Source organism: Actinoplanes sp. NPDC023714 (assembly GCF_040639855.1).
Lineage (GTDB): Bacteria > Actinomycetota > Actinomycetes > Mycobacteriales > Micromonosporaceae > Actinoplanes.
Genome location: NZ_JBFAAR010000005.1, coordinates 242,249 through 263,013 on the forward strand (window position 1 = coordinate 242,249; position 20,765 = coordinate 263,013).

Below are 20,765 nucleotides of genomic sequence, written 5' to 3' on the forward strand. Positions count from 1 at the left end.
CTGTCCGATCGCTGCCTCTTCCTGGCTGCCTGGTGCGCTCTGTCCGTCTTTTCCAGGTGGTCGAATCACCGGTTTCGGGCAGGAAACACACACGGCAACATCTCATGCGCACCCGGCGAGGCCCCGATCGTCACCATTCGGTCGCGCCTCGGAACGGTTTCCCGGGAATGCACGGCCTCGAATTCCGAGGGGAAATCACGAAGGGTGGGGAATTGCCGTGGGGGGACGCACCGCCGGTCGCCGGCCATTACTTTCCGTCGACGCTCGCGGCTATGGTGCGGCCGACGGCCGGCGGCAGGTCGCCATGCAGCGCGGGCTGATCGACCTCCTCGACGACAGCGCCGAGGCGGCCGGCCTGCGACGCGCCGCCTGGCAGCGGCAGCAGTCGGGGGACGGCGAATTCGCGGTGCTGCCGGCCGACGAGCCGGAGAGCGTGCTGATCGACGACTTCGTCCGGGCGCTCGCCGACCGGGTGGCCGACTACAACGAGGACCGGCGGGACGAGGCCCGGATGCGGCTCCGGCTCGCCATCCACAACGGCGTCGTCGAGCCTGCCGCGAGCGGCTTCGCCGGCGCCGGCGCCGTGGTGGTCGGCCGGCTCTGCGACTGCGCGCCGGCCAAGGCGCTGCAGGACGCCCTCCCCGAGGCGGGTCTCGTGGTGATCCTCTCGAACCGCGTCTACCTGGACACCGTGGCGCAGGGCCACACCTCGGTGCGGCCCGCCCGGTTCCGGAAGGTGCGGGTACGGGTCAAGGAGTACCGGGACGACGCCTGGCTGCACGTCCCCGGCGCCGACATCCGGGCCGTCGACCTGGAGACGGCCGCCGAGACCCCGCCCGACCGGCCCGGAAGAACGCCTGACATGCCCGCCCAGTCCGCCGAGGTGATCAGCAACTTCCACGATCGGGTGACCGCCGAGGTCATCGGCATGCAGGTGAACCACCGTGGCTGAGGAAGAGGCAGAGCACTCCGGCCCGAGCACCGCCGACGTCACCGACGCGGCCACCACCCGCTCCGGCGCCGCCGAGCCCGCGGACCCGAGGCCGAGGGACACGAAGCCGACCGCGGACCCGAAGTCCCGGGACACGAAGAAGATGGCCGACGTCTTCAACGTCTTCCTGGGCGCGGTCGAGGCCGGGACGATCGGCCAGCAGCAGAGCCCGGAACAGCGGCGGGCGCGACTCCGATCCGCCACCGGCAAGATCGACGATGACGAAGTCCGTACCGAAGCGGAGTTCTTCTGCCGGCCGGAGAGCTTCGACGAGGCCCTGGGCCGGCTCGCCACCGACCACGTCGTGACCATCTGCGGCGCGAACGGGATCGGCAAGCGCACCGGCGCGATCAACCTGCTCCGCGAGGTCACCACCGGCCAGCTGGTCATCATGTCCTCGGTCAGCGACCTGAAGGAGCTGGCCTCCCTCAACTACGTGAAGGGGTACGGCTACCTGATCGTCGACCGCGTGGACGGGCGGGCCGGCGGCGACGTCGACTTCCAGTGGCGCACGGTCCGCGACCAGGTCCGCAAGGCCGGCGCCCACCTCGTCGTCACGACCGTGACCGCCGCCTCGGCCCGGATCGACGCGGTCGCCCACATCGGCTGGAGCCGGCCCGACCCCCGTACGGTCTGCCGCGCGCACCTCGCCGACCGGGACCTCTCCGACGAGATGCTCGAGGTCATCGCCGGCCACTTCGACGCCGAGTGCTCGATGGCCGACGTCACGTCCACCCTCCGCGCCATCCGCAAGGGCGTCGAGCCCGAGGTGGCGCTGGACAAGCTCACGGAGACCTCGGCCCGCCGGGTCGGCGAGTGGTTCGAGGCGCACCGGACCGACCAGTCGGCGATCCTCGACGTCGCGACCGTGGCGTTCCTCGGCGCGGTCATCTACCGCGACTTCGACTCGCTGCGCCTCGGCCTCGAGGCGTGCCTCAAGGAGCACGGCGCGATCACTCCGCCGAGCGCCAAGAGCAGGAAGGCGGAGGACGCCGGAGGCCGGATCCTCGACCGCCGCAGCCGCCTGCACACCGACGAGGGCCTGGTCTGCGAGCGCCGGATCGCCGGGCCGACGAGCGACCGGCGGGTGCTGGTCTTCCGCAACGACAGCTACCGGCGGCACGTGCTCGCCGAACTGACCCGCCGGTACGAGACGCCGTTCTGGAACGCCATCGCGCAGTGGCTGCACGGCCTGGTCCTGAACCAGCCGGACGCCGAGGTCGCGATCGGGCTGGCCGAGCTGGCCGCCTCGGACTTCGACGAGGTGGAGCTCGCCTACCTGACGCCGTGGTCGAAGGGTGAGATCTACACGGCCGGCCAGACGACAGCGGTCTTCGTCCTCTGGGCGATGTGCTTCCGGGACGAGACCCAGCCGACCGCGCTCAAGGTCGCCAAGCAGTGGGCCAACCACGGCGACCCGAGCCAGCGGTGGGCCGCGGCCATGGCGTACAGCGGCATCCTCGGCGCCTGCGATCCGGCGCAGTCGATCCGCCAGCTCTGGCAGCTGATCTTCAGTGCCGCGCAGGGCTTCGAGGAGGCCTGCTACGCGATGGCGGTGCTGTTCGGGACGCTGCTCGAGACCGGCAGCGCCGGCAAGGTGCTGACCACCCTGGACGAGCAGTTGCGCCGCCCGCCGCGCCGGCCCGCCGACCGGCGGATCACCATGTGCGCCCGGCAGGTGCTGGTCGAGGTCCTGGTCATGCGGCAGAACCGGCAGCAGGTGCCGGCGACCTTCCTCTACCTCGTGAAGTACCCGAAGCGGCTGCCCCTCGTGGCCCGGCTCTGGGCCGAGGCGATCTGCTACCGGCCGCACCGTCAGGTGGTCCTGCAGGCGCTCTGGCACGGCCTGAACCGGCTCCGGCACATCACCGACGATCCGGTCACGTTCGCGAACGCGCTCGGCGAGGCCCTGGTCTCGGCGCTGCCGCCCGGCGAGATCGGCTCCTTCTACGAACACCTGCGGATCGTGGACAGCCGGTCGTCGAACCGCACCAAGCCCACCAGCTCCCCGGCCCGGATCCTGCTCCAGGTGATCGGGCGTCACTACCGCCGCAAGGCGAGTTGAGAGGTGAACATGTCCGCCTATCCCCTGGTCCGCAGCGTCGCCTTGGACGACGCGCAGAAGGGCGGTCTCTTCGGTCTGGGCAGGAAGCGCCGCGCGGCCGCCGACCTGCCGAAGGCCGATCCCCATGAGGTGTGGGTGTACCGGGTCGAGGGCCGCCACGTGGTGAACCGCGGCGAGCTCGGGCTCGACGACGACGCCGTGGTCCGCGCCGACAGCGTCAGCCTCGTCAACGTGGGCCGGGACGTCCCGGTCACCGTCGAGCTGCAGATCCCCTCCGCCGAGGCCAGCGACTTCACCGTCCGGGTCACGTTCGCCTGCACCGTCACCGACGCCGCCCGGGTCGTGCGCGAGGACATCAAGGCGTCCTCGGCCGTGCTCGCCTACCTGCGGCGCGACAGCAAGCTCGGCCATCTCGCGCTGAACTACCGGATGAGCGACCTGAACGCGCTGCGCCGCGACGCCACGGCGCGGATCCGGGCGTACACCGAGGTCAAGGCGCCGGAGATCAACGGCATGGATGTCCGGTTCGTCGGGGTCGAGGTGCTGACCCCGCAGGAGCTCGGAGTCTACGAGCAGAAGCGGCGCGAGGCCGAGGCGTCCTACCTGCTCCAGCGGCAGCAGGCCGGGCACCACCACAGCGCCGAGATCGAGGACGAGATCCACGCGCAGGACATGGCCGGACGCCGGCGCGGCGCCCGGTACGTCACCGAGCAGGAGGACCAGGAGCACGGCATCTCGCAGCAGCACCGCGAGCAGCGCGCCCGGCACCGGATGACGGCCGAGGACCTCGACTTCGTCCGGCACCAGGCCCACCTCACCTACGAGTCCGTCGGCTCCGACCCGGTGCGCGCGTCGCTGCTGGCCGAGGCCAAGGGCCAGGGGGACATGAAGGAGTTCGCCGAGCGCCAGGCCGCCGCCGACCGGGACCAGCTCGAATACCAGCGCAAGCAGTTCGCGCTGGACCGCGACGACGAGCGGCAGGCCCTCGCCTGGGCCCGGCAGCAGCGGGCCGAGCAGGCGGCCGCCGACCGCGCCGAACGGCTCGAGGACAAGCGGGAGGACCGCAAGGACGACCGGGACCGGCGCCGGGAACTGCGCGAGGACCGGCAGAAACAGCTGGAGATGCAGTTGGACGTACTGCGCGAGCTGGCCAAGCACGGCCACCTCGACATGATCAACGTGCAGGTCGACAAGCTGGTCTCGGACATCTCCGGCGGCACGGTCTCGGCGGTGGCCTCGGTGAACTACGACGAGCTGCCGGGCGCGGCGCCGGCCGCCCCGCTCCGGGCGGCCGGGGACGACGACGCCGGCACCGACCAGGACGACGCCGCGGTGCGGCTGCCGGACCTCGACAACGCCGAGGAGGATGACGGCGATGGTCGCTGACGTCACCGTCGACCTGTCGAAGCCGCGCGGCACCGAGCCGCCGGCCGGCCGGGCCGCCGTACCGCTCCGGGAGGCGCTCTACCGGCGCCCGGAGGCGGCCGACACCACCACGATCTCCCTGCTGGCGCGGCGGCTGATCGGCGTCCGCGAGCAGATCCTCGACTGGGTGCCGGAGGAGCGTGCCCGCTACACCCGGCTCGGCCTCATCGTCGTCAACACCGCCCTGATGGCGGCGATCTCGCTGTGGACAGCGCTCACCCGGGTGGTCGACGTGCCGTGGCCGCTGGTGATCCCGGTGGCGATCTTCTGGGGCCTGCTGGTGCTCACCATCGACAGCTGGATGGTGTCGAGCAGCCACGGCGCGCTCGGCGCCGGGCGGTGGTTCATGTTCATCCCCCGGCTGATCATGGCGGTGCTGCTGGGCTGCGTGATCGCCGAGCCGCTCGTCCTCTGGATCTTCCACCCCGCGATCCACACCGAGGTCGAACATCACCGGCAGGAGCTGACCGGGACCGAGCGGGGCCTGTGGACCAAGTGCAACCCGGTGGACGGCGCCGACACGACGGCCCTCACCGAGTGCAAGGAGCACCAGCTCACCCTCCAGGGTCCGGCCGGCACCCAGGCGAAGGTCGCGTCGCTCACCGCCCAGCGCACCGAGCTGAGCGAGGAGTACCGCCGGCTCTCCGCCGAGCTCACCGAGAAGCAGGATCTCGCCCAGGCCGAGTGCACCGGCCGCAAGATCGACGGTGGATCAACCTCACAGGTACGGGGTGACGGCCCGCTCTGCAAGCAGGCCTGGCGGGTGGCCGACGACTTCGAGGCGCAGAACGACCTCCCGGGCCGGCAGCAGAAGATCGCGTCCCTGGATCAGCAGATCGAGACGCTGAGCCTCGAGCTCGGCGACTCCCAGCAGACCTACGCGCAGACCATCGAGAAGGGCATCGACGCGAAGGTCGCCCAGTTCGAGGGGCAGTTCGGGAAGATCGACATCATCGACGAGGCGAAGGGCCTGGAGCGCCTCTCCGAGGAGAGCGGCTTCGTGTGGTCGGCCCAGTGGCTGGTCCGCATCCTGCTCATCGTGGTGGACAGCCTCCCGGTGCTCGCCAAGATGCTGGGCGGCTCCACCTCGTACGACCGGCTGGTGAACCGGCAGCTCCGCACCGGCCAGAGCTTCCACGGGCTGAGCCTCGACTACGCCGAGCACAAGGAGGCGGCGTCGATCAAGACGGCGATGGACACGATCGACACGCAGAGCCGCCTGGTCCGCGAGCAGTACGACGAGGATCTGGACGCCGAGATCGACCGCCGGGCGAAACGGTACGCCGATGAGATGAGCGACTGATCAGCCGGTCATTTGATGCAGCAGCCCGGGCAGACCTTCGGCCTGGGCAGGGTGAAGGCGAGGCAGCAGGTCTTGCGGCGCACGTCGAGCTTGCCCTGGTGGCTCGGGTAGAGCTCGATCAGGTCGCGCACGCCGAGGGTGCCGAGCAGCCGGTCGATGCTCTCCGCGGACGATCCGGGGAGAGCGTCGGCCGAGCGGAGCACGCCGTAGGCGATGCCGGACGCGAGCGACCCCAGGAGGGTGCGCTTGCCGAGGCGGACCCGGTCGTGGATCGCGTCGAGCAGGGGCTCGAGGTGTTCGTCGTAGATCGAGCGGCGGAACTCGGCCAGCAGAGCATCCTCGTCGGCGACGACCCGGACCTGCGGGTGGCCGATCAGCGCGAGCGGGTCGCCGGGCAGCACCGCGACGGTGGTGTCCGGGCGCATGCCGAGGGTGACGAGCGGGCGCGGGTCGTCGAAGTGCATGACCGCGTCGGTGGCGGTGAGCAGCGGGACGCGGCGCGCCGAGGCCCAGCCGAGCACGGCCGGGAGGGTGAGCCAGTAGGTGTACGCCTTCCAGGCGAGCGCCGCGGCGGCGTGCGGCTGCGCGTTCCAGCGGCGGGAGGCGTTGCCGAGCAGCGTGTCGAGGTGCACGTCGGTGAGCCGCGCGGCGGGCGACCAACCGGCGAGGTCGGGCACGACGAGGTCGGGCGCGAGGCCCGGTATTTCCGAGCTCGTGCCGAACATCGCACGCAGCGTGGTCGTCACCGGAGCGAGGGGCTGATCGGTGAGCCGCGACCGGGTGAGTTCAAGGGTGCTGCTCACGGGCACCGCATCTCCTCGCCGGAATGACTTTCAAGAGGTCTCAGGCGACCCACCGTACCCGGTTAAGGGTAGCCTAACCACACCGACGAGCGGGATCTTTCGGACGAATACCCTCGGCGAGGATCACTTTACGTAGCGTTGCCGCCCTGTCGGATTCGTCAAGGTATCTGTCGGCAACGCGCTACTAGCACCTTGTGGACACGGAGAGCCAGCGACACTTAACGTGCCGTCGCGAAGGGGACATCCGTGATGACCACCTCGCCCATTGAACGGGCCGCAGATCAGTTCGTTACGGCGCTTGCGCAATGGCGGGTCGAGCGCGGAATGACCAAGAAGCAGCTTGCCGCGCGCATGGGCTTCGATCCCTCCTATGTCAGCCACGTCGAGGGGCGTCGCCACAAGCCCACGGAGGACTTCGCCCGCCGAGCCGAGGCGGTGCTCGGCGCCGGCGGCATGATCTGGCAACGCTTCCAGGAGTACGACGAACTCCGGCACGCCCGCGGCTCGGTCCTGCACCGTGACCCTCCGGTGCCGGTCCAGTGGCTGCCACCGGGAACCGGGCTGGTCGTCGAGCAGGAGGTCGCCGAACTGGCGTACACCGACGGAGCCTACCGCTGCCACGTACGCCGGGCGCTCTACAACGCCGGAGTCGAGCCGGTCACCCGCTATCTGGTGAAGATCGCGGTGGATCGGTACCCGCACGACCCGGCCGGCTCGAACCGGCACCACCGCGACAACCCGCTCAGCTTCGACGAGATGGACGTGCGCGCGCTGGCCGGCGAGGGCAACGCCGCCGAGCCGATGCAGTGGCGGGTCAAGCTCGACCGGGACGCGGCCAAGGAGATCTGGCTGCTCTTCGCGAACGACCGCGGGCAGTTCCCGCTCTACCCCGGCGAGCGGACCACGATCGAGTACGCGTACACGGTCGGCGAGGAGAAGTGGGGGCAGTGGTTCCAGCGTGCCGTCCGCCTGCCGACCCGGTCGCTCACCGTCCGGCTCGACTTCCCGGAGAACTTCGAACCGCAGGTATGGGGTGTGGAGGCGTCCCTCGCCGCCGAGGTGCCCGTCCGCACCCCGCTGGAACGCCGCAACGAGGGAGGTCGCGCCATTTTCGAGTGGTCAACCGACGCGCCCCTGCTCAACGCCCGATACCGTCTGGAATGGCGGTACCGCGGCGCCGACGCTCCGATCTACGACGAGATAGGGCCGCCGGAGCCGGCCCTGCCACGTGCCTCGCACCGGATGAGGGGCATCGGCATCATCCAGCGCGGATCCGATCTGCTGCGGCAGCGGGCCCGCCATTTTCAACTCCCGCGCGAGGGCAACGCCGCCCAGGAGACCGTGACCCGGCTGCTCACGTCCCTGGGCCGGCTGCACGACCTGCACGAGTTCAGCAAGGGCGTCGGCCTGGCGGCCACCCAGATCGGCGTGCCGGTCGCGGCCGCCGTGGTCCAGCCGCCGGAGTACGACGTCCAGCCGGTCGTGCTGCTCAACCCCCGGGTGGTCGGCGAGTCCGGCGAGTGCGACGACCAGTACGAGGGGTGCCTGTCGTTCTTCGACTACCGGGGCCTGGTGACCCGGCCGTTGCGGATCGACGTGGAGCACGCGCGGTTCGACGGGACGCGGGTGGTCACCCGGTTCGAACGGGCCCTGGCCCGGTTGATCAGCCACGAGATCGACCACCTGGAGGGCCGGCTCTACGTGGACCGGATGACGCCGGACGCCAAGCTCGTGCCGGTCGCGCAGTACCAGCAGACCGGGCGCCCCTGGGACTACTAGGCGTCGGTGAAGCTGTCGTACTTGACGCGCACCGAGGGGACCTGGAGTTCGGCCAGCGTCTTCAGGGTCGCCTTCACCATCCGGCCGGAGCCGGAGACGAAGAAGTCGTGCTCCTGCCACGGGCCGTACCGGGCCACCACGTCGGAGATGTTGCCCTGCTCGCCGGGGAAGGTCGGGTCGTCGCTGCACGCGGTCACCACCGACAGCCAGGGGTACCGCGCGGCGAGCCGGTTCAGGTCGGCCAGGTCGTACAGATCCTCCCGGGTCTGCGCGCCGAAGAAGACGTGCACCCAGCGGGTCCGGTTGTACCGGGTCAGCTCCTCGAGCAGGGACTTGATCGGCGCCAGGCCGGTGCCGCCGGCCACGAAGACCGCGTCCCGGGTGGAGCGGCGGTCGAGCGTCATGTTCCCCATCGGCGCGGCCACCTTGATCATGTCGCCGACCTGCAGGCGGCGTACCAATGCACTGGAAACCCACCCGGCGCCGACCGCACGGACATGGAACTCGAGGGTGTTGTCGCGCCTCGGCGCGTTCGCCGGTGAATAGGTGCGCCAGAGCCGCGGCTGGTACTTGGAGCACTCGATGCTCAGATACTGGCCCGCGCGGAACTCCAGCGGCTGCATCGGCAGCGCCGTGAAGACCGCGATGTCCCGGGACCGCCGCTCGTGCGCCACCACCTCGGCGTACCAGTACGGCGGGTTCGGGTCGGCGTCCGCGCCCGCCAGCATCTTCGAGGCGATGACCGCATACGCGTCGGCCCACGCCTGGTCGTACTCGACACCCCACTGCTCGCCCGCGAAGGACCGCATCGCCTCGATCAATGCCCCGCCCACGACCTCGTAGTGCTCCGGTTCCACGTGGAACTTGCGATGGTCCCGCCCCAGCCCGCGCAGGTAGTCGTCGAACCGCTCCGGGTCCTCGATCGTCTGCACGGCCGTCACGATCGCGTTCAGCAGCCGGGTGCGCTGCACGTCCATGTGCACCGGGAAGAGATCACGCAGATCCGGGCGCGACAGGAACATGCGGGCGTAGAAATAGCCGGCCACCTTGTCCTGATGTTCCTCGACGAGGCTCCAGCTCTCCTTGAGCAAGCGTGCGAGGTCTCCCATGCATTCAGGGTGGTCAGCGCAGTCAGGAACACGACGCACCAAAAGTGCGACTCGTCATAGCGCCCGGTGTGTCGCTTGGTGAATTAGGGGCGTTTGTGCCAGCCGTAGAGTTGGCGCGTGACCCTCGAAGACAGCCGGCAGAACACCCGTAGGGTGTACACCGCCGAGATAGTCATCGTCCTGCTGCTGTCTCTCGGGCAGTCGGCCGTCTACGCGATCGTCTCGCTCGCCGCGAAGCTCACCGCCACCGTGCCGCTGGCGCAGCAGACCGCCACGCTGAACCCGAGTCGTTCGCCGCGGCCGTACCTCGACCTGACCTATCAGCTTCTCGGCATCCTCTTCGACCTGGTGCCCGTCGCCCTGGTGCTCTACCTGCTGATCCGCGACCACATCTCGCCGAGCCGCGAGCTCGGCATCGACTACCGCCGGCCCCGCTTCGACCTGGGCTGGGGCTTCGGTTTGGCCGCGGCCATCGGGATTCCAGGGCTCCTTCTCGTGTACGTCTCACTCCAGCTCGGGATCAACGCACAGATCGTGCCCTCCGCGCTGGCGCCGTACTGGTGGACGGTGCCCGTGCTCATCCTGTCCGCGCTGGAGAACTCGATCCTCGAAGAAGTGATCGTGGTGGGATACCTGATCACGCGGCTGCGCACGATGGGCCTCACACCGGTCTGGATCGTCGCCATCTCCGCCGTGGTGCGCGGCTCCTACCACCTCTACCAGGGCTTCGGCGCCTTCCTCGGCAACGCGGTGATGGGCGTGGTGTTCGCGCTCTTCTTCCTGCGGACGAAACGGGTGATGCCGCTGATCGTGGCGCACGCGCTCCTCGACATCACCGCGTTCGTCGGCTATCAGCTGCTGCCCGACGACTGGCTGAGTTGGCTGCGGGTGTAGTGCAGTCTCGCCCGGACCGCGGTCGCCTCGATCGCGTTCCGGCCGGCCAGGACGGTCGCCACCAGCCCGGCTCCCGGCAGCACTCTGTTGATCATGCTGAGCGCGACCCAGCCGGCCAGGATCCTGACCGACGCCGCGACCGGGGCGCAGGCCAGGATGTCCTCGGCCCGCTGCGGGTCCACCGGGTCCAGGCCGTGCAGCGCGGCCAGGTGCAACACCAGCTCGGCGTGCGTGATCGCGGCGCTGCCCGCGATGGCCACCGGAGCGTACGGGCCGGCGGCCGCGCTCAGCGCGCCCCGCAGTCCCGCCGAACGGGTGAAGCGCTGGATCGTCAGGCGGACCAGGCCCTCGGTGGTCGCCGCCGGATAGGTGTGCCGCAGCGCCGCGACGTGATCGCGGGCCCGGGGGCCGAGCGTGCGGACCGCCTCGTGGGCCAGGGTGGCCGGGGCGTGGGCGGGCTCGGCCAGGAGCTTCGCCAGAAGATCGTGGGGTTCCGGCCGCCGGGGTTCGGCGGCGCGGACCGCCTCGAAGATCGGAAGCTCGGGGGTCGCAGTCGGCGGCTCGGGGGTCGCAGTCGGCGGCTCGGGCTTTGTCTGCTCGGGCTTTGTCGGCTCGGTTCTTGTCGGCTCGGGCTTTGTCGGCTCGGGCTGCGTCGTTTCGGCCACCGGGGTCGGGGGCTTGGGGGCGGCCGTCTTCCGTGGAGTGGCGGCCTTCTTCGCCGGGGTCGCCTTCGCGGGGGCTGCCTTCTTTGCGGCTTTTGCCGGGGTCGCCTTCTTGACCGGGGCGGCCTTCACCGGGGCCGTGACCGTCGTCTCATTCTCGGCGGGTTCCGGCTGGGGCGCTTCGGCTTGGGGCGCTTCGGTTTGGGGCGCTTCGGTCTGGGGCGCTTCGGTTTGGGGCTTCGGCTGGGGCGGGACCGGTTTGCGGGCCGGTCTGCGTGCGGGACGGGCCTGTTTCGGGGCGTCGGCCGGCTGCACGGGTGCTCCGCTCGTACTCGAAGGTGGCTCGGAAGAGTGACCTTGGGCACTCGGGCCGGGACGCGGGGGTTGGAAAGTGACCGCCGGCGGTGCGCCGCGCCGGGCGGAGCGCGCGGGAGGCTGCTCGGCAGGGGCCGTCTGCTCGGGCTTGGCGAACGGCGCCCGCGGATCACGAGCGCGCGGGGCCTCCCGGCGGGTGTTCTCCTCCATCGAACGAAGCCTAGTCGCTGACGCGACGTTTCGCCTGTTGGAGACGCCTTGCGCAGATCTTCGGCGTGCCGGGTGCGGCCCTCTTTGTGCGCCGTCCGGACGGTCCGGTATTCTCAAGCCTCGGTGACCTTCGGGCCACCGGGGAGACTTCGCCTAGTCTGGTCTATGGCGCCGCACTGCTAATGCGGTTGGGGTTTTAAAGCCCCTCCCGGGTTCGAATCCCGGAGTCTCCGCGCGAAAGTCGGTGTTGTAGGCTGACTGAGCAACACAGAGAAGCGCCCGTAGCTCAATGGATAGAGCATCTGACTACGGATCAGAAGGTTAGGGGTTCGAGTCCCTTCGGGCGCACTTCTTGAAAATGCCGTGACCTGCGGAAACGCGGGGCACGGCATTTTTGTTTCCCATTCCAGGCATGCCGAGATCCCGCGATTTGGGACGTGGTGATCCTGTGGTGATCGGTTGCATTCACTGCGGATCTGGATGCTTCGCCGTATGCCATCAATAGCACTTGATCTATGCCTGGAGTCACGCGATGGTTCGTGCACCAGCCGGGGCGAGTGACCGGCTGGCACCGTGGCGAACGGGTCGCATGCAGGCCTTCGCTGTGGCAGCGTCGCCGGGCTCCTCGTTGCGGGGAGTCCGGCGCGTGGCGTTCGTTCGCCGTGATGTGTACGTACGATCGAAGGCGGGAGGTGGGTCGGATGGCAGGGGTGAATGGTGCGCCGCCAGGATCGCGTTATGCCGACCAGCGGCACTACGTCGTCCCGTCGAACCTGGCTGACCTGCGGGGCCCGGTTGGTGGCACGGTGACGCTCGACCGGTCGCTGGACTGGTCCGGTGACGCGACCTATGACCTGGACGATGCCGGGGACCGGCAGTTGATGTATCAGACCGTGCTCAACCAGGCGACGACGGCGGAGGACTTGTGCCGCTGGCTTGACGGCGGGGTTCTGCGCAGGCTGTGGCCGGAGCTCTGGCTTCCCTCACGGCTGCGGGCGCTCTGGCAGTCGCGCTTTCCTGAGCTGGCTGTTCCGCCGCGGGCGCTGGCCGGCTGAGCGTGGATCCAGGTCTTCTCAAGCTGGCGGAGATCGCTCTTCGGGTGGCTGGTAGGTATGGCTTCGCTCTGGCAGGTGGGTATGCCGTGCAAGCACACGGCCTGCTTGAGCGACCGAGCGAAGACATCGATCTCTTCACCGCGTGGGAGCGCCGGGGTGAGTTCGCGGCGGCGGTGGAGGCTGTCGTCGACGCCTATCGTGCCGACGGGTACGCCGTAGAGATCACGCAGCAGTTCGAGACCTTCGCCCGACTTGCGGTCACGGATCCCGATGGGCCGGATGGACCGTACAAGGTGGAGTTGGCGGCGAACTGGCGTTCGTTGCCGCCGGTGATGATGGATGTCGGTCCGGTCCTGCATGTTGATGACGTCGTGGCCGGCAAGATGTCCGCGCTGTTCACTCGGGCGGAGCCGCGGGACTTCCTCGACGTCGATGCCGCTGTGATCTCGGGCCGGTACACCTACGAGCAGTTGCTCGAGCTTGCTGAGCAGGCCGATGCCGGATTCGACCGCCGAGCTCTGGCCGACCTGCTGGCGATGTTGCCGCGGTATCCGGATCGGCGCTTCGCTGCCTATGGCGCCACTCCGGACCTGATTGCTGGGATGCGCGGACGTTTCGCGGAATGGCGCGAGCAGCTCCTTGCTGGCCAATAGAAGAGGGAGCTGCGCTCCCGTCCGGGCGACGCCGAACCGCTGAGCACGATCCAGTGCACCTTCTACCTCGACCTGGTGTCGACGGGAGTCCGATAGCCAAAGGGCCGCCGCTGTCACTCCGAACCAGCAGCGCTGGAACGTTGAGGCGTGCTCAGGTTGCTAAACGATCGGGGTCGGCAGCGAGATCGAGGATGGCGGGGAGAAGGTTCGGGTTGGCGGCGATCGTTGCGGACGACTTCAAGCTGTGGGCCGACCCGTCACGGTCGGCGGTGAGTGCGCCGGCTTCGCGGGCGATGATGACTCCGGCGGCGGTGTCCCAGGGTTTGTTGGCCAGCATGACGACGGCGTCGATTTTGCCTGCGGCCAGCCATGCCAGGTCGATGGCGGCTGATCCGTGCATGCGGATGCGCTGGACGTTGTTGGCCAGTCGTTGGGTGAGGGCGAACCTGGCTCGGTTCTTTTCGGTGGCTCCATCGCCGACCGCGTAGTCACCGATCGCCACCACGGCCTCGCTGACTCGTCGTGTCGTGCTGACTCTGATCGGATTGCCGTCTGAGTGGGCGCCGTTGCCTTCGGCTGCGGAGTAGCGGTTTCCGAGGAAGGGCAGGTCGATGATGCCGAGGACCGAGCGGTTCTCGGTGATGAGGCCGAGCGAGATGGCGCAGAGCGGTGAGCCGTGGACGAAGTTGACGGTGCCGTCCACCGGGTCGAGGGCCCATGTCGGGCCGTCTGCCGTTCCGCTGAGGCCGTTCTCTTCTCCGAGGAAGCCGATCTCCGGGGTGTGTTCGGCGAGGAAGGCGCGAACCTGGTCCTCGACGGCGTAGTCGACCTCGCTCGCCATGTCACGGTCGCCCTTGGCGGTCAGCAGGCCGGGCTGCATGGTGCGCATGATGTCCCTGGCTAGGTCGACGGCTTGGTGAGCGATGGGTAGCAGGTCCGTGTAGTCGGTCATCTGAGCCGGCCACCGCTCCAGAGCTCTTCGAAGGTGCGCTCGAATACCGGGTAGAGCCCGGCGGCCGGCCACCGCTTCCTGATCATCATGGTGGGAGCCTCAACTCCTCGGGAATGTGGAAGATACGGCTGGGCGACGCAGACGATGTCATCGATCAGGATGATGTTGATGCGAATCGTCTGGTCGTAGGTGGCCACCTCTATCCGCTCCTGCGCCTCCGCCGGGAGCCGATCGCGTACCCGAAGGATGCCTTGGAGGTTGAGGGTCGTCAGCGAGCCCAGATGGCCGGCGGTCAAGCCTTCTTCTGTCTCACGTTGGCGGATGGCGTTGCCAGCCGGGTCCAGGAAGAGTAGACGCAGACGCGCGCCGTCGCGGACGATTTGAGCCAGCCGGCTGTCGGCGTACTGCTGACAGATCAGATTGAGTGACAACCCTGCCGCGCGGATGTCAGCTGCCTCGTCGAACAGCGCATGGGGCGGCACCTTCGAGGTGAATTCCGATCGGCTCGGGTAGATCGCCTCGACGTCGGAGAATCGCTCGATCAGGTACGACCCGACATCCTTATCGGAGGGCATCGCATCAGTCTGCGCGCGTTCACCAAGTAAGAGGGTCATGCGGGCACCACCAGGCATGCCGAGCCCGGTGGAGATACGGGTCAGCACGTCGATACTGCTAACCCTGCGCGCGCCACTGATGATTTCGCTGACCTGTGCCTGGCTGAGGCCCGTCGCGACGCCGAGATGGGATTGGCTCACGCCTGTCTCTCGCTGGACCAGTCGGAAAACCTGGGCGATGTCACGCGCTGCCAGGGCGCTGCGCATGCTTTCCGCCTGCCAGAGGTGTTCGGGAACTGAGAACGCCGGCGCTGTGCGGTTACCCACGATGCTCCTCTGGTCGCTTCCGACCCCATCCATGCACCGGATAGCTCGGGATTGCCGAAGTATCCGGTCACCGGATCGAACCTACCCGTTGATGCACTACCGCGTGTGATGGGTTCGGCGCCTCTCCGCAACCACGATCAGCACATGGCGGATATTGACGGATTGCTATCACTCCATCATCGAGTGTGGCTGGGCGGTGAGGAGCATGGCAGCGAATTGGCTGACTTGCCGGTGCGGGTGGAGCGGGACCGCACCCTGCGCGTGAAGGTCATCGACGCTTGCGGGATGGCCTGCACGTTCTGTCACAACGAGGGGACGCCGGTCGTCGCCGACAACCTGGGTCGCGACCCGCGCGACTTCGACGGCGCAGGGCGGTCGGGACGCGTTTCCATCTACCTGGCCAGTAACGGCGCACGGTTCCTGCCCGCGACGGTCTCTCCTGACGAGGAGTTCGTCGACGCACTTCGTACGCTGCGGGATGGGCTGCACCTTGACGAGCTGCATCTCACCGGCGGCGAACCCAGCCTTCACCCACGCCTGGCTGAGGTGATCCGGTCCGCCACGGGGGCAGGCTTCCGCGTCTGCATGACCTCCAACGGTGAGAACGGAGCACGGGTCCTCGACGGCTGCGCCCGGGAGGGGCTCGACCGGGTGAACTTCAGCATCTTCGGTACGACCGCGCGCGAACTGGCTGAGGTCCAGCACGCCCGATTCGCCGACCGGCGTCGGGCAGAGAAGAAGATCCAGGCGTTGCTGCACGCCGTCCAAGCAGCGCTCGCCGCGGGAATCCGAGTCAGCGCGAACATCGTGGTCCCGAACTACTCCCATGCGCCGCGCGTGCGCAGACTGCTGACCGATTTCGCGCCCGGGTTGTCGGTGCGACTGCTGAATTCCCTCGATGATGGGATCGACTCCGTCGTCGCCATCGAAAGAATCTTGGCGGAAGCGGGTGCGCTGGCTTTCGAGCATCGAGTGACAGCCGGAGTTTCGGGATGGCGTACTGCCTACCGGACTCCTGCGGGCCGAGAGTTGCTCTTCAAGAAGATCCGCCGCGTCCGGCTCCCCGAGACGTGCCTCGGCTGCCGGTTCAACAATGACCAGGACTGCGAGGAGGGCTTCTACGGCGTCCGCCTTTATCGCGATCGGCGCGGTGGCTACCAGGTCGGCGTCTGTATCCAACGGATGGACTTGTGTATGCCGGTCAGCGAGTTCGTCCAGAGTCCCCTGTGCCAGGAAGTCGTCGCACTACGTGATGCCGAGTACGGTCAGTTGTCCACTTCTGTCCTGTTCCAGTAAGGAGCACTGAGTTGTCGACCGAATTTGAGGCGAAGGTTCTCGACATCGATCCTGCCCAGATGACCTCGTCGATCCTCTCTCTCGGAGGACAACAGAAGGGCGAAACGCTGCTCCAACGTCGCCATGTCTACGACATCACCCCCGGCGACGAGAGCCGCTGGATTCGACTGCGCGACACCGGTGCGGGCGCGACGCTGGCGGTCAAGGAGATCGCGCACGACGGGATCGACGGCACCGACGAGGTAGAGGTCGGCGTCGACCGCTTCGAGGCGACCAACGAACTACTGGGCCGGCTCGGCTTCACGGCGAAGTCGTACCAGGAGAATCGGCGCACTAGTTTCCTGCTCGACGGAGCTCGCCTGGAGATCGACGAATGGCCGCTGATCCCGCCCTACCTGGAGATCGAGGCGGACTCCCGCGAGGAGGTCGTGCGAGTGGCCGCGCTGCTCGGCATCTCTGAAGACGCGCTGACCGGCGAGAACACAGTGAAGGTCTATGCGCGCTATGGCATCGATCTTTTCGCCCATCCGCAGCTTCGTTTCAGCGACCGCTGACCGTCGACAAAGAGACTCGAACTCAACGAAAGAAGGACGCGTCGGCACAGCAGGGTTCTGATGTCGCCGACGCGATTGCGGTGCCGACCGATCCCTGTCCCGCCTGCTCAGGGCACTTGACCGTTCGGCGAAGTCACGCGATTGTTCGTGCACCTGGTCAGGTTGTCTTGCGACTAGACCAGTACCGCGGCGGTCGGCCGATGGCCGCCGTTGCGGCAGCGAAGCCGGGCCTCCCGATGAGGGAGGCCCGGCACGTGGTGTTTCCGCCGTTGCCTCGGCTTCCAGGCGAACGCGGACCGGCTTTACTACGCGGCTTCGCGGGGGATGAGGTTGGCGGCCGCGTCGGCGTTCGGACGTCGTAGTTCGAGGATGACCGAGGTGTAGGTGTCGGAGGTGAGTCCGATGGTGGAGTGGCCGAGAACTTCCTGGATCTCCTTCATATCGGCGCCGCCATGGCGTAGGTAGGTGGCGGCGCAGTGCCGGAGGTCGTGCAACCTGACCGGTGGTAGGCCGCTCTTGATGACGAGGTGGTCAAAGCGGTCGCTGATGGCCTGTGGATGCCACGGTTGTCCATTCGGGCGTACGAAGAACAGTCCGGTGTCCGGCCAGCTGTCACCGCTGACCTGCTGCCATCGGTTGCGCATGTCGAGGTAGGCGGTGAGGCTGGTAACGGTTGTGGGGCCGAGAGGGACGACCCGGTCGCCGGCGTCGCTCTTCACCTTGCGGGTGACTGGTTCGTAGCCGACGGTGGTGATCTGTTGGACGATGCTGAGGTAGGCCTCGTTGAGGTCGACGTCGTGATCGCGGAGCCCGACGGCTTCGCCGCGTCGCAGGCCGCGGTGCAGGATCAGTTCGAACATCGGGTAGAGCACGGCGTCGTGGCGTTGGGCGTAGTCGAGGAACTGTCCGGCTTGCTCGGGTCGCCACACCATCACTGGGCTGGGCCGTTCACCGGTCGCCTTCCAGAGTTCGATCGACTTGGGTGTCCAGACCCGTGCCTTCGGCCGGGTGCCGGCTTCGAGTTCGATGCCGAGGGCGGGGTTGTTAGGGATGAGTCGGGCGCGGCGGACGGCGTCGTTGAGTGCCACCCGCAAGGTGGCGAACAGTCGGCGCATGCTGGCGGCCTCCATCGGCCGGATGCCTCGATACTTCTGGCGTACGACGGGGTCAGTGCTGGTCCGTGCGGTCCGGATCTGTTCGTTGCGGGCGTCGAGCGCGGTGAACATGAGCTGGATGTGGCTGGCCCGCAGGCTCTGCAGCGGAACCTCGCCGAGGTGCGGGATGAGGTAGGAGCGGATGTGGTCGCCGTACCCGCGGATCGTCTTGGGCGAGAGGCCTCGCCGTCCGGCCAGCCATTCGGAGAGGTACTCGCCGGTGGTGGTCGGCACGCTGGCGGGGACACCGGCGCGGACGCGGGTGGCGACGGTGTCGCGGTCGGGCAGGGCGACGCCGTTCTTGCAGGCTTGGAGAAGGCCGCCGATCTGTACGGCGAGGCCGCTGTCGTCGCCGGCGAGGGCGAGCAGCGAGCGGGCATGGTCGAGTTCGGTGCGTGTGGCGTCGCGGTCGTCGAAGCCGCTGCGGCGCATGACTCGTCGGTTGCGGCCCGGCCCGACGGGCAGTTCCAGTTGGTAGCCCCAGGTGCCGTGGGTGGTGCTCCAGGAGCCGCCAGGGCGTCGTAGTTTCGGGCATCCGCTGTTGAGTCGTTTGCCGGTAGTCGGGTCTTTGCAGCCGCATCGTTTGGTGATGGATCCTTCGCTGGTCACGGTTCTCCCCGCTCGTCGTGGTCGGACGGTCTGATTCCGTCGTGGTGATCCACGCTTGGCTTCGCCGATGAGGTCAAGTCGGGGCTGGTGGGCAGGCCGAGAGCGGTGAGGATCCCGGCGATCGGTACGCGGTAGCGGGTGCCGGCGCGGATGACCAGTGCCGGGAACTGGTCGGTGCGGGCGAGGTCGTAGGCCAGGGACCGGCCGAGGCCGAAGATCCGGGCAGCGGTGGGCAGGTCGGTGACCGCGCCGAGGGCGCGGATGCGGTCCTCGGTCCATACCTCGTCGCGGTGACCGCTTGAGACGCTGTGGCTGGGATTGGCGTTCACGGTGAGAGTGCTCCTGTCGCAAGAGACGGCCGATTCAGGCGCATCCCTTCCGCCGCAGGGCGGCCGAGGACGCGCGTGCACCCTCAAACCGGCTCTTGTCAGCTCCGGCGAACACTTTCCGGTCTAACGGGTTTCTGACAGCGCCCTCCACGAATCTGACAGTGCGGCTCAGGGCCTTAATCAGCGATCGCGATAGTCTCCCCGAGGGTCTGACAGCGTCCGCACACCGACCTCGTCGGCGGCTCTGTCAGACGGTTGTGCACAGCCGATGTCCATGCGGTGTGCGTGATGAGACGTCGTGCCGGAACGGGACGAGATAGCCGCTGACCTGCACTGTCATAGATCCATGTCGGCCTGTCAGAAACCTGTTAGACCGGGAAGTGTTCGCCAGAGCTGACAAACCGCGTTTTGAACAGCGAAGCCGCCGACATTCCGCTGTTCGGCCGTTGCCCGATCCCCGCTGACGCGGAAGCTGTGCGGGCAGGACACCCGCACGCCGACGTCATTGCCGACCGCTTCCCAGGCTCGCCGGGAAGCACCGCGGCCCGTTGCCCACGACCAGGCCGTGACGGCTCGCCCCAGGTAGCCGAGTCCGACCGCCTGCCATCCACGTCGGACCGATCAGCGACCGCGGTTCCCGGCCGGCACCACACCACTTTGCCGCGCTTCCAAACTCAAAGGGAGAACTGTGCCATCCGCAAATTCAGTATCGACAACGGTTCGAGTGTCAGCGTGGACGTCAGTCTTGCTGTCCGGGTTGACGTCAGTCTTCAACCGGACCCCCGAACCGACCCCCACGCCCACCTCACACCGCAGGTCAGGGCGGCTGTCACCGCTGGCGCCGTGTGCACCGACAGACCCTGCAATCATCCGGGTCTCCCCTGGGCTGCGGCATGGATGATCCCGTCCTGCGAGTGCAGTCACAACTCACGACCCGTGACCGGATCCTGCTGGGCTGGCTCTACGACCACGGCGTCCTCACCACCTTCCAGGCCGCCAACGCCCTGTTCCCGTCGCTGGACTTCTGCCAGCGCCGCCTCCGCACGCTCTACCAACTGCGACTGATAGCCCGCTTCCGCCCTCAGCGTGCCGACGGCGGCTCCTACCCGTACCACTGGCTCATCGACCAGCTCGGCGCCGAAGTCGTCGCCGCGGCCCGCGACGAACGGCCACCGCGCCGTGACCACGCCCGCCTCGAACGCCGCCGCTGGACCTCCACCCGCACTCTCGACCACCGGCTCGGCGTCAACCAGTTCTTCACCGACCTCGCCGGCCACGCCCGCACGCACCCCGGCGCCGAACTCCAGCAGTGGCTGCCCGAAGCCGTCTGCCAGCGAGCCGGCACGTTCGTCACCGACGACGACCCGGCACTGCTTCGGGCGTACGAACCACCGATACGCCCAGACGGGTACGGGCTCTGGCTGGAGAATGGCCGCCAGGTGCCGTTCTTCCTTGAGTACGACACTGGCACCGAACAGCTTGGCGTTCTCACCGCCAAAATCATCGGCTACGCCAGACTCTTCGCCACCCTCGACCGGTCCTGGCCGATCCTGTTCTGGCTACACTCCGCCGCCCGGGAACGCAACCTCCGGCTACGCCTCGCTGAAGGTCCCGACCTATTGCGCGTCGCCACTGGCACGCGCGAGGACTCAGCCGGTCCAGCCGGCCAGGTCTGGGCCAGCGTGGGTTCGAGCGAGCGCTGTCGCCTGTCAGGTCTATGACTAGC

At 68.2% G+C, this 20,765-nt stretch carries 18 protein-coding genes and 2 tRNA genes; 13 read left to right on the forward strand and 7 right to left on the reverse strand.

Features of this window, described 5'->3' with window-relative positions:
• Positions 1-217 precede the first annotated feature (217 nt).
• From AB0G10_RS23945 to AB0G10_RS23960, 4 genes are read left to right on the forward strand one after another with little or no spacing between them, the layout of a single operon-like run.
• Complete coding sequence (locus AB0G10_RS23945) at positions 218-952, forward strand: hypothetical protein (protein ID WP_360925641.1); 735 nt, start codon at positions 218-220, stop codon at positions 950-952.
• Positions 945-3,056, forward strand: a complete 2,112-nt coding sequence (locus tag AB0G10_RS23950; RefSeq protein WP_360925643.1) for a hypothetical protein — start codon at positions 945-947, stop codon at positions 3,054-3,056. The genes AB0G10_RS23945 and AB0G10_RS23950 overlap by 8 nt, the downstream gene beginning before the upstream one ends.
• A 9-nt stretch (positions 3,057-3,065) precedes the next feature.
• Positions 3,066-4,442, forward strand: coding sequence for a hypothetical protein (locus AB0G10_RS23955; RefSeq protein ID WP_360925646.1), 1,377 nt, complete (start codon positions 3,066-3,068; stop codon positions 4,440-4,442).
• Positions 4,432-5,784, forward strand: a complete 1,353-nt coding sequence (locus AB0G10_RS23960) for a DUF4407 domain-containing protein (protein WP_360925649.1) — start codon at positions 4,432-4,434, stop codon at positions 5,782-5,784. The genes AB0G10_RS23955 and AB0G10_RS23960 overlap by 11 nt, the downstream gene beginning before the upstream one ends.
• 8 nt (positions 5,785-5,792) lie before the next feature.
• Here the strand turns inward: AB0G10_RS23960 and AB0G10_RS23965 are convergent, their stop codons facing one another.
• Positions 5,793-6,509, reverse strand: a complete 717-nt coding sequence (locus AB0G10_RS23965; RefSeq protein WP_360926442.1) for a hypothetical protein — start codon at positions 6,507-6,509, stop codon at positions 5,793-5,795.
• A 327-nt stretch (positions 6,510-6,836) separates the two neighbouring features.
• On the opposite strand from AB0G10_RS23965, the gene AB0G10_RS23970 reads away from it, so the two are divergent.
• Positions 6,837-8,366 (forward strand): peptide deformylase, encoded by a 1,530-nt coding sequence (locus AB0G10_RS23970; protein WP_360926445.1) that lies wholly within the window; start codon positions 6,837-6,839, stop codon positions 8,364-8,366.
• Here AB0G10_RS23970 and AB0G10_RS23975 read toward each other — a convergent pair.
• Complete coding sequence (locus AB0G10_RS23975) at positions 8,363-9,475, reverse strand: globin domain-containing protein (protein WP_360925651.1); 1,113 nt, start codon at positions 9,473-9,475, stop codon at positions 8,363-8,365. The two genes, AB0G10_RS23970 and AB0G10_RS23975, sit on opposite strands and share 4 nt — an antisense overlap.
• A gap of 117 nt (positions 9,476-9,592) precedes the next feature.
• Here AB0G10_RS23975 and AB0G10_RS23980 point away from each other — a divergent pair, with 117 nt between their 5' ends.
• Positions 9,593-10,369, forward strand: a complete 777-nt coding sequence (locus tag AB0G10_RS23980) for a CPBP family intramembrane glutamic endopeptidase (protein WP_360925654.1) — start codon at positions 9,593-9,595, stop codon at positions 10,367-10,369.
• Here the strand turns inward: AB0G10_RS23980 and AB0G10_RS23985 are convergent.
• Positions 10,327-11,163: a hypothetical protein gene (locus AB0G10_RS23985; protein WP_360925656.1), complete on the reverse strand. Its 837-nt coding sequence runs from the start codon at positions 11,161-11,163 to the stop codon at positions 10,327-10,329. The genes AB0G10_RS23980 and AB0G10_RS23985 overlap by 43 nt on opposite strands.
• A gap of 535 nt (positions 11,164-11,698) precedes the next feature.
• On the opposite strand from AB0G10_RS23985, the gene AB0G10_RS23990 reads away from it, so the two are divergent.
• The 4 genes from AB0G10_RS23990 to AB0G10_RS24005 all read left to right on the forward strand — a co-directional run bounded on the left by AB0G10_RS23990 (position 11,699) and on the right by AB0G10_RS24005 (position 13,264).
• Positions 11,699-11,789 (forward strand) — tRNA-Ser (locus tag AB0G10_RS23990).
• Positions 11,790-11,831: 42 nt separating this feature from the next.
• Positions 11,832-11,904: transfer RNA gene (locus tag AB0G10_RS23995), tRNA-Arg, on the forward strand.
• A gap of 353 nt (positions 11,905-12,257) precedes the next feature.
• Positions 12,258-12,611: a hypothetical protein gene (locus AB0G10_RS24000; RefSeq protein WP_360925659.1), complete on the forward strand. Its 354-nt coding sequence runs from the start codon at positions 12,258-12,260 to the stop codon at positions 12,609-12,611.
• A gap of 2 nt (positions 12,612-12,613) precedes the next feature.
• The gene (locus AB0G10_RS24005) at positions 12,614-13,264 is read left to right on the forward strand and encodes a nucleotidyl transferase AbiEii/AbiGii toxin family protein (protein WP_360925662.1); all 651 of its coding nucleotides are present in this window, start codon (positions 12,614-12,616) and stop codon (positions 13,262-13,264) included.
• Between the two features lie 151 nt (positions 13,265-13,415).
• Here the strand turns inward: AB0G10_RS24005 and AB0G10_RS24010 are convergent, their stop codons facing one another.
• Both AB0G10_RS24010 and AB0G10_RS24015 read right to left on the reverse strand, forming a co-directional pair.
• On the reverse strand, positions 13,416-14,216 hold the full coding sequence (locus AB0G10_RS24010) for an inositol monophosphatase family protein (protein WP_360925665.1): 801 nt from the start codon (positions 14,214-14,216) through the stop codon (positions 13,416-13,418).
• Positions 14,213-15,097: a DUF5919 domain-containing protein gene (locus AB0G10_RS24015; protein WP_360925667.1), complete on the reverse strand. Its 885-nt coding sequence runs from the start codon at positions 15,095-15,097 to the stop codon at positions 14,213-14,215. Before AB0G10_RS24015 ends, AB0G10_RS24010 begins: the two co-directional genes overlap by 4 nt.
• Positions 15,098-15,241: 144 nt before the next feature.
• On the opposite strand from AB0G10_RS24015, the gene AB0G10_RS24020 reads away from it, so the two are divergent.
• Positions 15,242-16,393 (forward strand): radical SAM protein, encoded by a 1,152-nt coding sequence (locus AB0G10_RS24020; RefSeq protein WP_360925670.1) that lies wholly within the window; start codon positions 15,242-15,244, stop codon positions 16,391-16,393.
• Between the two features lie 11 nt (positions 16,394-16,404).
• Positions 16,405-16,947 (forward strand): CYTH domain-containing protein, encoded by a 543-nt coding sequence (locus AB0G10_RS24025; RefSeq protein ID WP_360925673.1) that lies wholly within the window; start codon positions 16,405-16,407, stop codon positions 16,945-16,947.
• Between the two features lie 305 nt (positions 16,948-17,252).
• Here the strand turns inward: AB0G10_RS24025 and AB0G10_RS24030 are convergent, their stop codons facing one another.
• Together AB0G10_RS24030 and AB0G10_RS24035 are read right to left on the reverse strand one after the other, a co-directional pair.
• A complete protein-coding gene (locus tag AB0G10_RS24030; RefSeq protein ID WP_360925676.1) occupies positions 17,253-18,710 on the reverse strand; it encodes a tyrosine-type recombinase/integrase in 1,458 nt (485 codons plus the stop codon).
• A complete protein-coding gene (locus AB0G10_RS24035; protein WP_360925678.1) occupies positions 18,707-19,039 on the reverse strand; it encodes a DNA-binding protein in 333 nt (110 codons plus the stop codon). The genes AB0G10_RS24030 and AB0G10_RS24035 overlap by 4 nt, the downstream gene beginning before the upstream one ends.
• Positions 19,040-19,932: 893 nt before the next feature.
• On the opposite strand from AB0G10_RS24035, the gene AB0G10_RS24040 reads away from it, so the two are divergent.
• Positions 19,933-20,760 (forward strand): replication-relaxation family protein, encoded by an 828-nt coding sequence (locus AB0G10_RS24040; RefSeq protein WP_360925681.1) that lies wholly within the window; start codon positions 19,933-19,935, stop codon positions 20,758-20,760.
• Positions 20,761-20,765 lie beyond the last annotated feature (5 nt).

Excerpts from the sequence above, each read along its gene's own strand:
- AB0G10_RS23955 (WP_360925646.1), top strand. The coding sequence starts at position 3,066 with ATGTCCGCCTATCCCCTGGTCCGCAGCGTCGCCTTGGACGACGCGCAG.
- AB0G10_RS23960 (WP_360925649.1), top strand. The coding sequence starts at position 4,432 with ATGGTCGCTGACGTCACCGTCGACCTGTCGAAGCCGCGCGGCACCGAG.
- AB0G10_RS23965 (WP_360926442.1), bottom strand. The coding sequence starts at position 6,509 with ATGTTCGGCACGAGCTCGGAAATACCGGGCCTCGCGCCCGACCTCGTC.
- AB0G10_RS23970 (WP_360926445.1), top strand. The coding sequence starts at position 6,837 with ATGACCACCTCGCCCATTGAACGGGCCGCAGATCAGTTCGTTACGGCG.
- AB0G10_RS23975 (WP_360925651.1), bottom strand. The coding sequence starts at position 9,475 with ATGGGAGACCTCGCACGCTTGCTCAAGGAGAGCTGGAGCCTCGTCGAG.
- AB0G10_RS24000 (WP_360925659.1), top strand. The coding sequence starts at position 12,258 with ATGGCAGGGGTGAATGGTGCGCCGCCAGGATCGCGTTATGCCGACCAG.
- AB0G10_RS24010 (WP_360925665.1), bottom strand. The coding sequence starts at position 14,216 with ATGACCGACTACACGGACCTGCTACCCATCGCTCACCAAGCCGTCGAC.
- AB0G10_RS24020 (WP_360925670.1), top strand. The coding sequence starts at position 15,242 with ATGGCGGATATTGACGGATTGCTATCACTCCATCATCGAGTGTGGCTG.
- AB0G10_RS24040 (WP_360925681.1), top strand. The coding sequence starts at position 19,933 with ATGGATGATCCCGTCCTGCGAGTGCAGTCACAACTCACGACCCGTGAC.